The sequence below is a fragment of the Ignavibacteria bacterium genome (assembly GCA_017302895.1).
Taxonomy (GTDB): domain Bacteria; phylum Bacteroidota; class Ignavibacteria; order Ignavibacteriales; family Ignavibacteriaceae; genus UTCHB3.
Map to the genome: position 1 here is coordinate 1,443,174 of JAFLBV010000001.1, position 13,091 is coordinate 1,456,264.

Annotated in this window: 9 protein-coding genes; all 9 read left to right on the forward strand. The window is 42.7% G+C overall.

Features of this window, described 5'->3' with window-relative positions; all coding sequences use genetic code 11:
• The first annotated feature begins 1 nt into the window (after position 1).
• The 9 genes from J0L60_05635 (at position 2) to J0L60_05675 (ending at position 13,084) form a co-directional block, all read left to right on the forward strand.
• The gene (locus J0L60_05635) at positions 2-409 is read left to right on the forward strand and encodes an acyl-CoA thioesterase (GenBank protein ID MBN8545602.1); all 408 of its coding nucleotides are present in this window, start codon (positions 2-4) and stop codon (positions 407-409) included.
• Positions 410-412: 3 nt separating this feature from the next.
• The gene (gene nadC / locus J0L60_05640; GenBank protein ID MBN8545603.1) at positions 413-1,261 is read left to right on the forward strand and encodes a carboxylating nicotinate-nucleotide diphosphorylase; all 849 of its coding nucleotides are present in this window, start codon (positions 413-415) and stop codon (positions 1,259-1,261) included.
• A complete protein-coding gene (locus J0L60_05645) occupies positions 1,258-2,748 on the forward strand; it encodes a polysaccharide biosynthesis C-terminal domain-containing protein (GenBank protein MBN8545604.1) in 1,491 nt (496 codons plus the stop codon). The genes nadC and J0L60_05645 overlap by 4 nt, the downstream gene beginning before the upstream one ends.
• A gap of 1 nt (position 2,749) precedes the next feature.
• Entirely contained in the window at positions 2,750-3,208 is a 459-nt protein-coding gene (gene dut / locus J0L60_05650; GenBank protein ID MBN8545605.1) for a dUTP diphosphatase, read from the forward strand.
• A 2-nt stretch (positions 3,209-3,210) separates the two neighbouring features.
• On the forward strand, positions 3,211-6,699 hold the full coding sequence (dnaE, locus tag J0L60_05655) for a DNA polymerase III subunit alpha (GenBank protein ID MBN8545606.1): 3,489 nt from the start codon (positions 3,211-3,213) through the stop codon (positions 6,697-6,699).
• Positions 6,700-6,798: 99 nt separating this feature from the next.
• Positions 6,799-7,623 carry an SDR family oxidoreductase gene (locus tag J0L60_05660; protein MBN8545607.1) on the forward strand — a complete coding sequence of 275 codons (825 nt, stop codon included), beginning with the start codon at positions 6,799-6,801 and terminating at the stop codon, positions 7,621-7,623.
• Positions 7,624-7,638: 15 nt separating this feature from the next.
• The gene (trxA, locus tag J0L60_05665; GenBank protein ID MBN8545608.1) at positions 7,639-7,959 is read left to right on the forward strand and encodes a thioredoxin; all 321 of its coding nucleotides are present in this window, start codon (positions 7,639-7,641) and stop codon (positions 7,957-7,959) included.
• 362 nt (positions 7,960-8,321) lie between these two features.
• Positions 8,322-10,121 carry a T9SS type A sorting domain-containing protein gene (locus J0L60_05670; GenBank protein MBN8545609.1) on the forward strand — a complete coding sequence of 600 codons (1,800 nt, stop codon included), beginning with the start codon at positions 8,322-8,324 and terminating at the stop codon, positions 10,119-10,121.
• A 134-nt stretch (positions 10,122-10,255) separates the two neighbouring features.
• Positions 10,256-13,084, forward strand: coding sequence for a TonB-dependent receptor (locus J0L60_05675; protein ID MBN8545610.1), 2,829 nt, complete (start codon positions 10,256-10,258; stop codon positions 13,082-13,084).
• Positions 13,085-13,091 lie beyond the last annotated feature (7 nt).

The following is a 13,091-nucleotide window of genomic DNA, read 5'->3' on the forward strand; positions in this document are numbered from 1 at the left end:
GATGGTGAAGTTCGTAACGACTGTAAGAATCAGGTATGCTGATACCGATCAGATGAAATTTGTCTATAACGGCAAATATCTTGAATTTTTTGAAGTTGGCAGAACAGAATTGATTCGTGACATGGGAATGTCATACAAGAAGATGGAAGAGGCGGGCTTTATGCTTCCGCTTTACGACACATATATCAGGTTTCACTCGCCTGCATATTACGATGAGATAATTGAAATTGAGTCGTCAATGAGCAGCAAACCGTTGGCAAAATTGAAAATTGATTATACAATAAGAGTGGGTGAGAGGCTTATTGCCACGGGTTACACCCAGCATGCGTTTGTAAGTGTGGCTACCGGAAAACCCGTAAGGTCACCGGAACTGTTTAATAAACTGATCGACAAATATTTTAAGGACTGATATCTGAAACAGATTGACAGGATAATTGAGTCCGCTCTCGAAGAAGATATAAAGAGCGGCGACATTACCACAGAAGCAATTATTAAAGAAAACCGTCCTGCCACGGGAATATTCCGGGCGAAGGAAGACGGAGTGCTTGCAGGAGTAGCAGTTGCCCGTCAGGTTTTCGAGCTCGTAGATGAAACTGTTGAGTTCAATGTCTTTTTTGATGATGGATCCGTGATTAAAAAAGGTGACATACTGATTGAGGTTGAGGGAAACGCAGCCTCGATACTTGTGGCAGAGCGGACTTCACTGAACTTTCTTCAAAGAATGTCAGGAATTGCAACACTTTCAGCCCGCTATGCAAGAGCTGTGGAAGGAACCAGTGTCAGGATTCTCGATACGAGAAAAACAGCTCCCGGTTTGCGACTTACCGACAAGCTTGCTGTGAAAACAGGCGGATGCCTCAATCACCGGACAGGGCTTTATGACATGTATCTGATAAAAGACAATCACATTGAGGCTGCCGGATCGATTTCCGAGGCTGTAAGAGCAGTAAAGGAGCATCAGACTGAAAACGAGACTTCATACAAAATCGAAGTTGAAGTAAAAAATCTTGAAGAACTTAAAGAGGCTCTCGAAAGTAGTGTGGATGTTATTATGCTCGATAATTTCGCCGTGGAAGAGATCAGAAAAGCGGTGGAAATAACAAACAACACCTGTCTGCTCGAAGCATCGGGAGGGATAACCCTTGAAAATGTAAGGGAAATTGCAGAGACCGGCGTCGACTACATTTCAATAGGGGCACTCACCCACAGCGTCAAAGCACTCGATATTTCGCTCGATCTGAAGCTCAAACCCAAAGAATGATTGACAAATTAAAGCAACTTTCCAAGGAAACGGTTATCTATGGAATCTCAACCGTAGTTGGCCGCTTCCTTAATTTTGTTTTAGTCCCTTTCTACAGTAATATCTTTAATCCCGATGACATGGGAGTGGTGGCTAACCTCTACTCCTATATGGCGATATTTAATATCGTGTTTATATACGGAATGGACTCAGCTTATCTTAAGATGGGTTCAATGAAGGAAAACCGGGGATCACCAAAAGTATTCACAACTTCATATTTAACGATTCTAACATCGACAGCGGTTTTTTCAGTTATTCTTTTCCTTTTGAAACCATATTTGGGGATTTCGATCAGCATTGATGCTGCCGTATCGGGGAAATATGAACACCTGATATCTTATGCCATAAATATCCTGGCACTTGATGCACTGACCGTACTTCCTTTTATTTATCTCAGGCTGGAAAACAAAGCCCTTTTATTCTCCAAAATACGGGTGATAAATATCCTGATAAACATCGGGTTGAATTTTATTCTGATTCTCGGCTTCAAGATGGGGGTGGAAGCAGTACTCATTTCAAATCTCGTGGCATCAATCTATTCATTTTTGGCGCTAATTCCTTATGTTCATGCGAATTTATCAACCGAATATGATTTTTCACTCCTGAAACGGATACTAAAATTCGGACTTCCTTTTCTCCCGGCGGGATTCGCAGCCATGATGATGCAGGTGATTGATAAACCAATTGTGGAGAGGCTTACCGATCTAAAAACTCTCGGCATCTACAATGCGAACTATAAACTCGGCATTTTCATGATGCTTTTTGTAAGCATGTTCCAGTTTGCATGGCAGCCTTTTTTCCTGAAGCACGCTTCGGATGACAATGCGAAGCAACTCTTTTCAAAAGTTTTCACATACTTTACCATCGCAGGAAGTGTAATTGTGGTGATTCTCTCTCTGTTTATTGAGAATATCACAGAACTGGGGTATGGCAGGGTTCACTTTTTGGGGGAGGCATTCTGGTCGGGCAGAAATATCATTCCGGTCATTCTTCTGGGATATCTCTTTTACGGGTTTTATGTTAACTTCAATGCTTCTTTTTATATCAAAGAGAAGAGCATTCCGATTCCTGTCCTGCTGGGAGCCGGGGCTGTAGTAAACATTGTGCTAAACTTCCTTCTTATACCTGTTTTTGGTATGATGGGGGCTGCGCTTGCCACACTCGGATGTTATGTCGTGATAGCAGTTGCATTCTTCTACTATGGCAGAAAGCTTTTTGAAATTGATTATGAGTTCAGAAAAATATTTACAATCCTGATTTTGATTACAGGAGTATTTGCAGTTTATTATTTGTTTATTTCAGGGCAGTCTGTTTCAGTATTTATAAAACTCGGATTGAGTCTGGGTTATCTTGCTCTCCTCGTTGTGACGGGAGTAATGAGCCCGAGAGAATTAAAAATAATCGGCGACTTGATTCAGGGTCTGCCAAAGAAATTTAAGAGGAATTAATATGAACGAAAATTTATTGCTTAAATTCAAGAGAATAAACGATTTGATGTCGGATATCCCGCTTCCGGAGTATCAGACAGATGGTGCTGCGGGAATGGATATCAGAGCGGGAATTGAAGAGAGCGTTGTGATTCCAAAAAGTGGATTTGCAGCAATTCCCACTAATCTGCAGGTGGAGATTCCGGCAGGTTATGAGATTCAGGTAAGACCAAGAAGTGGCCTCGCTTTTAAAAACGGCATCGGGGTATTAAATGCTCCCGGAACCATTGATGAAGACTATCGCGGCGAAATTAAAGTAATCCTCTTCAATTTCGGTCAGGAAGACTTTGAAATAAAGCGTGGTGACAGAATAGCCCAGCTAATACTCGGAAGGGTTTACCGCGCAAAAATCGAAGAAACAAAAATTATAAGTGAAACAGAAAGAGGCTCCGGCGGGTTTGGTTCCACCGGGAAGGGATAGGTATGGGTAAATTTGTACACTTACACAATCACACACACTACAGCTTGCAGGATGCTGCATGCACGGTAAAGAGCCTTGTGAAGGCTGCCGCCGGATTCGAGATGCATGCTGTCGCACTAACGGATCATGGCGTTATGTACGGCATTCCGGAGTTTTATAAAGCTGCCAAGGGAGCGGGAATGAAACCGATCCTCGGGATGGAAGCATACATCACCATAGAGAACAAGAGCAGATTTGACAAAACTGTTGAACTGGATCCCGTCACCGGAAACAGAAAAAAAGCATACCACCACCTCATACTCCTTGCAAAGAACAATCAGGGCTTTAAGAATCTGATTAAACTCTCCTCCAGAGGTTTTTTGGAAGGTTACTATTACAAGCCAAGAATTGATCTGGAACTTCTTAAGGAGTATTCCGAAGGATTGATTTGTACTTCTGCCTGTCTGGGAGGGGTAGTCTCCTTCTACCTTAGACGAAGGGATTACGCAAAAGCTAAGGAAGTGGCGAAACAGTATCAGGAGATTTTCGGTGATGACTTCTATCTCGAGATTCAGGATCATAAAATTGCCGATGACAAACTGATCCTTGACGGAATGCCAAAACTCGGGAAAGAACTGGGCATCAAACTTGTCGCTACGAACGATTGCCACTACATTAAACGCGAAGATGCCATCGCACACAATATCCTGCTGAAACTCTCTGAAAAAGGGGGGGAGACTGATTATAAAAGTTTAAGATACGGTACTGATCAGATATATTTCAAGTCGCAGGATGAGATGACTTCTCTCTTTAAGGACTATCCCGAGTCGATAGCGAGCACTCTTGAAATTGCCGATAAATGTGATGTTAATCTTGATAAAAAGGAATATTTCTTCCCCAAATTCCCTATCCCTGCGGAATCACCCGAACAGAGTCTCGATGGCTATTTCGAGTATCTTTCACGGCAGAAGTTTGATGAAGTGTTTCCCGGTGAGAAAAGCGAAGAGCTGAAAGAGAGATTTGAGTACGAGCTTAAAACAATCAAGGAGATGGGGTTTGCAGGGTATTTCCTTATCGTACAGGACTTTATCGATGCGGCGAAAAATATGGGTGTTGCAGTAGGACCCGGAAGAGGTTCTGCCGCCGGTTCGCTGATTGCCTTCGTGCTTGGTATAACAAAGATCAATCCTCTTGATTATGATCTCCTTTTTGAAAGATTTTTGAATCCTGCAAGAAAGTCGATGCCTGATATTGATGTTGATTTTTCAGATGAAAAAAGGGGCAAGGTGATCGATTATGTCAAGCAGAAATACGGATCAGAGTCGGTTTCTCAAATTATAACTTTTTCCACACTCGCATCGAAAGCTGCGATAAAGGATGTGGGACGGGTGCTAAATGTCCCTCTGCATATAGTAAATTATATTACAAAATTCATACCTTCCATCTTCGGCAAGGTTTACAGTATCGAAAAGGCACTCGCAGAAGTTCCCGAACTAAAAGATTATTCCAAGACCACCGATCCCACGATGATCGAGCTCTTCAAGTATGCGAAAACACTGGAGGGGATGAACCGGAATGCATCCAAGCATGCCGCGGGTGTGGTAATTGCTCCCGGTGATGTAAGTGATTATGTACCACTCGCTGTAGTTGACACCTCGAGCATGGAGGCAGTATCTCAGTATAATATGAAGGAACTTGAAGCGGCGGGTCTCCTTAAAATGGACTTCCTCGGGCTTCGTACTCTTTCCATTATTGAGGATACTTTGTCAATGGTAAAGGAAACCAGACCCGAGGAGGAGTGGGTCGAGGATATTGACTCGATTCCATTGGACGATCAGCTAACCTACGAGGTGTTTGCAGACGGAAGGACGACAGGCATCTTTCAGTTTGAATCGGTGCCGATGCGGAAGCATTTGAAAAGACTGAAACCTCAGTCAATAAAAGACCTTGCAGCTATGAATGCTTTGTACAGGCCCGGTCCGATGGAAAACATCGATGACTTTATCGACAGGAAATATGGAAGACAGAGGGTAACCTATCTGCACCCAAAACTTGAGCCGATTTTACAGGAGACCTATGGTATCATCGTATATCAGGAGCAGGTAATAAGAATTGCGAATCAACTTGCAGGCATGTCTCTTGCAGAAGCGGATATCCTTCGTCGTGCAATGGGTAAGAAGGATGTGGAGGCTATGCAGAAGCAGCGGAAGATATTTGTTGAGGCTGCCGAAGCGCATGGTGTTGAGGCGAAAACAGCGGGTGAGGTTTTCGATTTGATAGATAAATTTGCAAACTACGGATTCAACAAAAGCCATGCTGTTGCATACTCTTATCTGGCATATCAGACGGCATTTCTCAAGGCTCATTTTACAGAGGAGTTCCTCGCAGCGAACATGACGCATGAGTTTGGAAAGCAGGAAAAAGTTACCCTGTTTCTTGAGGACTGTCGTAAACTGGGTATCGAAGTTTTGTCACCCGATGTAAACAAGCCTGCCAAATTTTTTACTGTCGAGAGAAAAAAGATAAGATTCGGGCTCTCCGCGATAAAAAATGTAGGTGAAACAGCAGTTGACAGTATAATCGCTGCAAGAAAAAAACTGGGAAGAGATTTCAAGAGTGTTTATGAATTTGCGTCGCTCGTCGATCTTAGACTTGTAAACAAGAGGGCGATGGAGGGTCTGGTTATGGCAGGTGCATTCGATTCGATCAATACCAACAGGCGGGCGATTTTTGAGTCGATCCCTGAGATAATTACATTCGGGCAGAATGTTCGTGAACTGAACGATGACAGTACAGCAAGCCTGTTTGGTGAGGATGTTCTTCAGGAGACCATCGTGGAGCCGTCTCTGGCGCAGGTTGAGGACTGGAGCCCGGATGACAGATTCATGAGTGAACTGGAAGTTACGGGATTCTACATTTCGAACCATCCCATGTCGGCTTATGAACTTGAGGAACGGGCTTTTTCGTTCACATCGAATGTCGATAATTTTGAGACTATCAATGGAAAACCTGTGGGTCTCTGTGGCGTAGTCAACAATCTTGAAACAAAAATCAGTGCAAAAGGACAGACCTTTGCCAACTTCACCGTGAACGGGTTAAGCGGCATGTTTGAGTGTACCATGTGGGCAAAGGCATATGAGAGGCACATCAGTCTGATAACCAACGGGGCGGTTCTCTATTTCAACGGGACTGCAGAGCTTAATGGTGATTCAGTAAAAATACTTGTTGAAAACGCCATGCCAATTGAGAATTGCATCGAAAAATTTACGAGACGGTTAAAAATTACGATCGACCCCGCCCGTCTTCCGCTTGATGCACTTGGGAAAATTTATGACATATCAGTAGCGAGCCCCGGAAATGTGGAGATATTTTTCGAATATCTGGAGAGGGAAAACGGTAAGGTAAGGCCAAGGATATTCAGAACGTCATTTCAAAAGATAAGTGTAAACAGGAATATCATCAACAAGTTGGGTGAAATAGTCGGTGAAGAAAACCTTATGGTGGACAGGTAAAATTCAAAATGAAAATAAATTAATCCCTTTATGTTGTAAAACAAATTTTGTATTATTGCAACTCTATTTTCTATTTAATCTACAAAGAAGGTTACATCTATGAGTAATGGATCCACCGGCAAGTATTATGCGCTGATCTTAGGAGCCTCGTCAGGTTTTGGCGGAGCAACAGCCATAAGGCTTGCAGCAGACGGATACAACATCATTGGAGTGCATTTAGACAGGGCGGTCAATATGCCTCTCGTGAACGGGATCATTGATAAAATAAAGAGCTATGGTGTTGAAGCCAAATTCTTCAACATGAACGCAGCAGATGAGAAGAAAAGACAGGAAATTATTGAAAGTCTTCTCTCTGAAGAGACCCACCCAAAAATAAAAGTTGTGATGCATTCGCTGGCATTCGGGACACTGTTGCCATTTGTTCCGACAGACGGCGGGAAGTATATTACAAAAGCACAAATGGAAATGACACTCGATGTCATGGCACATTCCCTTGTTTACTGGGTCCAGGATCTGTTTCAGGCAGGTTTATTATCGGAAGGAGGAAGAATCTTTGGAATGACCAGCTCCGGCGGTCATGCAATAATTCCTTCATACGGAGCTGTATCTGCAGCAAAAGCATCTTTGGAATCGCATATCCGGCAACTCGCAAGTGAACTCGGACAATTTGGTATCACTGCCAATTCAATTATGGCAGGTGTTACTGACACCCCGGCGCTCAGGAAGATTCCGGGAAGTGTACCTATGCTTGAAGTGGCGAGAAGGAAGAATCCCGGTGGCAGACTGACAACCCCTGAAGATGTGGCTGACATTATTTCTCTACTCTGTAAACACGAAGCCCGTTGGGTTAGTGGCGGCGTTATTAATGTTGACGGTGGTGAAGACATAGTGAGTTATGTAGGTCAGAATAGCGAAACCATTTAAACAGAAAGGACTTTTATGAAACCGGTAACAATAACCGACCAGAATTTTAATGACGAAGTAACCAATTCAAACATCCCTGTTCTTATCGATTTTTGGGCTGTATGGTGCGGACCTTGCCGTGCTATTGCACCTGTTGTGGAACAGCTCGCCGGCGAATATGACGGAAAGATTAAGATAGGCAAGTTGGATGTGGATGAGAACCCTGAAACTGCAGTAAAGTTTGGGGTTAGAAGCATTCCGACTTTGTTGCTCTTTAAGAACGGACAAGTGGTTGACACAATAATCGGGGCTGTTCAGAAACAAGTGATAGTACAAAAAATAACCCCGTACATCTAATTACCTTTCAAAAATTTTAAGATTTTTGTAATTCGCACTTTATTAAAAGAAAATCCTGAATTAAATTTTTGTTATTTTTTTTCAAAAAAGTGTTGTTTGAAAAAAAATATTTGAATAATTTCCCTGTCCTCAATATTACTTTTTTGATAATATGAGGATAAAGCACAAGATTGAATACACAAGTGATTGAAAAATTGTCATAAATGGCAGGAAAACCAGATAAATGGTGTGTGTAAGCGCAACATCTGTTGAATTCTCTTGGCATTGTGATAAAAAGTGAGTAATATAAAGTTAATATTTTATGTTTTTCGCTTAGTTTTCTAAATAACAATCCAAAACCAATCAATAAATAGGAGTATCCTATGCTTAAAAGAACACTCTTTTTGCTTGCAAGCGTTACCTTGGTAATGTCACTTCAAGCCCAGAACAAGAGCGAATATAGCAAACACGCTCCGGTAAAAGTTGAACCCGCTGTTGAAACAACAGCATCAGTTCCCCTTACCGGTGGTGTGCCAACATGGGGTCCATCAGCACTCAACTGGGTAGCTGTTGACACCATGGGTAACACTTTCGGACCTGCAATCGGTGCATTGAATCCAATGGCATTCGATCCTTGGTCAGGTGCAATAATGCTGGTACACAGAGGAAGAGCAACCTATGGCACAACAAGCCAGTTGTTCTACAACTACTCAACAGACGGTGCAAACTGGACAAGAGTAACCCCTGCTATCAACTCCAGCGTTACACAGGCTGCAAGATATCCATCAATGACCTTCAACAACCCAACAAAGGGAAGTGCATTGACAGACTGTCTCGTAGCTTTCTCATGGCCACAGCTCAACCCATCAGCTTTTGGTGATGTAGGTGCTGGCGCAGATGAATCAGTAGGTGCAGGAAGCACAGTAGCCATCCTCGAAGTAGGCGTTGGCCGTACTTTCTCATCACAGGTTCCAACTTTCGCAAGTGATAATGCTCCATTGGTACTTTGGGCATCGGACAATCAGGTAGATGCAGCTTTAAAACTGTGGAAAACCGCTGATTTCCAGGCTGTTGATACCTTGACTCCTCCATCATGGGAGAGCGCTGCATTCGAAGAAGGCGGATCTGTAACATTAGGTGGAGCATCAAACAATGGTGTTCTTTACTATGGTGTTTTAGGTACACTTCCTCTTCAGACCCCGATCACCTCGGGTTGGGTACCTGCTTACTCAAAATCAACTGACAATGGCGCTACCTGGTCGACATTCAAAATTGCTGATTTCAGAAACATCCCTGCTCTTGCCAGATATGACAGAGTATATGATTACAAAAAAGGCGATGCATTTGTTTCCTATCAGGGTGACATGAATGTTGATAAAAACGGTTTCGTACACTTCCTGATCCAGGTAACCGATACAACTGTTGACAACAACAGCGGTTTGAACTCAGTAGTTGAAATCTTCGAAACAGCAAACGGCTGGGACGGAAAAGTTGTGTTTGAAGGAATTGGCGACAGCTCCTATACAAAACTTACAGGTCCTGGACTTGGTCAGACCGGTCCTGATACCTACATAGCATTCGATAAAGACAGAAATCTCATGGTTGCTACATGGAATGCTCCACGCACCATTACAGACAGTCTTGTTGACATCTATGCTTCCTACAGATTTGTAGATGGTGGCGAATGGTCAGCTCCTGTTAATCTTACAGACAGCCCTGGAATGAATGAAAATTCACATCACATGGCTCCATATGTAAAGAGCAATGGCAACGGTTCATACACTGCCTATGTATTCTATCACTACCCTGCAGGTTACACAGGATACTATCCTGACGCAACCTATGATACACAGCCATCAGTTATTTATGCTGCCGGATATACATTCACAGCAACAGGTGTTGAAAACGAATCGAACCCAACAGGATTTGTTCTTTCACAGAACTATCCTAACCCGTTCAATCCTTCAACATCAATCAAATACACCGTTGGTGAAAGAGCAAATGTTACCCTTAAGGTATTCGATATGCTCGGTAGAGAAGTAGCATCATTGGTAAATGAAGTAAAAGAACAAGGTTCATATTCTGTGAATTTTGACGCTGCAAAACTTGCTTCAGGTACATATGTATACAAACTTACCGCCGGAAACTTTGTAGAAACCAAGAAAATGGTTCTCCTCAAGTAATTACCGGAAGTTCACTTAGGTAATGAAGAATTAGGCGAGCCCTGCTGAAAAGTGGGGTTCGCCATTTATAACTAATAAATAAGCTGCACAATTTTTTGCAAATCACATCATCCAACATCTTTGGAGGATCAGGGATGAAGATTTTGAAAGAACTCTTTTTAGGACTTCTGTTAGTTTCGCTCTTCTCGGTAACCGGCTTGGCGCAATCCGGTGTCGGAAAACTTACCGGGAAGGTAGTTGATTCCAAATCAAGAGAAGCTATCATCGGAGCAAATGTTAAAATTTTAGGTACCAGACTTGGTGCCGCATCAGACATTAACGGTATGTACTTCGTGTTGAATATCAACCCGGGAACATACAGTGTCGAAGTTTCATATGTTGGTTACGGAACAAAAACATTCCAAGGAATAAGAATTGTTGCCGGTATCACAGAGGAACTTAATGTTGAACTTTCTTCAGGTGTCACACTTGACGAAGTGGTAATTGTTGACAAGAAATTCTTTGAAGAGAAGTCGACAAACACCACTAAAGTCTATGATGCTGAAGAAATTCAGAAATTGCCTGTAAAAGGTGTTGAGAATATCGCCGGATTGAACGCCGGTGTTGTAATGACTGAAGGCTCCGGTGGAGCATCAGGAAATGCCACCCTTAATGTCAGAGGTGGTAGAGGCGGAGAAGTTCTCTATATCGTTGACGGTGTACCTCAGAACGACCTTTATTCAGGAGTTAACTATTCACAAGTAAGTAACGCCGCTATCGAGCAGATTTCGTTCCAAATTGGTGGATATGAAGCCAAATATGGACAGGCTCAGTCCGGTATCGTGAATGTTACTACGAAATCAGGTAATCCGTTCTACACTTTCTTTGGTGATGTTCTGACATCGTCATTTACAGATAAGTATGGATATAACCTTTATACTGCCACCCTCGGTGGTCCATACATTCCCGGAAACGGCGACCATACCTTCTTCCTCTCTGCAGAAAGAGGCTGGTTCCTCGATCAGGATCCGAGCGCGATCGCACTTGAAGTTCCTTCAGTTGGTATGAACTCGGCAACCCGTCCAAATTCCAGTGCAAGTGTATGGAGATTTACAGGAAGAACCACTCACAGGTTGAGTGAATCCTGGACAGTCCGTGTTGGAGCAAACATTAACTTCAGAGAATTTAATGCTTACACACATTCTTACATAAAAAGTAATGCTGAGCACAATCCACTGGTAAAAAGAGAGAACTACTCACTTTCTGCCCGTATTTCTCAGAATGTAAGCAAGAACGCTTTCTGGAACCTGAATGTTGGCTACAAACTGTATAAAAACGAACAAGGTGATGGCGTTTGGTTTAACAACCTTGAAGCCTATGGTGACAGTATCGCCAATGCTGCAAGAGGAGTTACGCTTCCATTTAACGGTGGCAGAGTTAACTTCGATGAATATGGTATTTTCTCAAAGTACGGCAGAGTTAACAACGGTTACTTCCTGAACAACAACTCAGCTTTAACCGCTGATTTCGACTTCACCGCACAGATGGGTAAACACCTTCTTGAAGCAGGTGGTGGTTTTAACTATACAACCATCAGACTTTATTCAATTGGACCCGTTGGTCTGGCTTCAGACAATCTTAAAGGTCTTTCAGATCAGGAAAGATACAGAAGACTTCAACCAACAGCAATTGGATATGACTTCACAGGAAAAACCCTTACTTCAAAGGGCGATGCCAACGAGCCAAAACTTCCTATGCTTGCATATGCATACTTACAGGACAGATTTGAGCTTTCTGACATGGTACTTAATGTTGGTATCAGATTCGATTATTTCGATACAAAAGCCGACATCTTAAGAGACCCGCTCTATCCTTATATTTTTGGTGATCCGAATAATTTCGATGCTGCTGACTTTGTGTCAAAAGAAGCTGAGATCTATTTCTCACCAAGAATCGGGTTGGGCTTCCCTGTTAGTGCTAATACAGTATTCCATGCCCAGTATGGTAAATTCATACAGCAACCTTCACTCGATCAGATTTACACAACTTATCAGGACCTCGGTTCCCTTGTTACTGATAACAATCTTGGTGTAAACAATGGTCATGTAAAGAGCGAAATTACCACCCAGTATGAAATTGGTTTCCGTCATGTTGTCAGTGATATTGCTGCAGTTAACCTGACTGCGTTCTACAAAAACACTGAAGGACTTGTAAACTCAGCAACCGTGTTCTTCAGAAGATCTGAAGGTGGCGAATTGTTGAGATACATTACCCCAACAAACACAGATTTTGGAACCATAAAAGGTCTTGCACTTTCACTTGATGTTTCAAGAATCAGCTACTTCTCATTCTCGTTGAACTATACCTACTCTATCGCAGAAGGTACTGGATCATCAACGGGATCATCATTCACTGCTGCTTTCAGAAACAACAATGGTGAAATTCCAAAAGTAATTGCCCCTCTCGATTTCGATCAGAGACACACCGGTGTTGTTAACATCGATTTCTTTGTTCCACAGGGTCAGCTTGGCTTCCTCGAGAATCTTGCAGCAAATCTTTTGCTCAGATTCAACAGCGGAAGACCGTATACCCCGCTCGAGTCACAGAACCTTCTTGCCGGTGCAACAAACTATGGCGATACCAAAGGTTATGTAAACTCAGCTTACGGTCCCGGCAACTTCAGAGTGGATTTCAAACTTGAAAAAGCTTTCAGAATAAGCAATTTCATCTTGACTCCTTACCTCTGGATTGAGAACCTGTTGGATTCAGACAACCCTGTTTCAGTTTATCAGTCTTCAGGCGATCCTTATACTACCGGTTGGATCAATACCCTCGAAGGTCAGAGAACTGCAGCATCGACTCCAAATCCGGCAATCTACAAATCAGATTACCGTGCATTTGAAAGAAATCCTGGCAACTTCGGTATTCCAAGACTCATAAAGCTTGGTTTCAAAGTTAACTTTACAAGTCAATCCGGTAAATAATATTGGG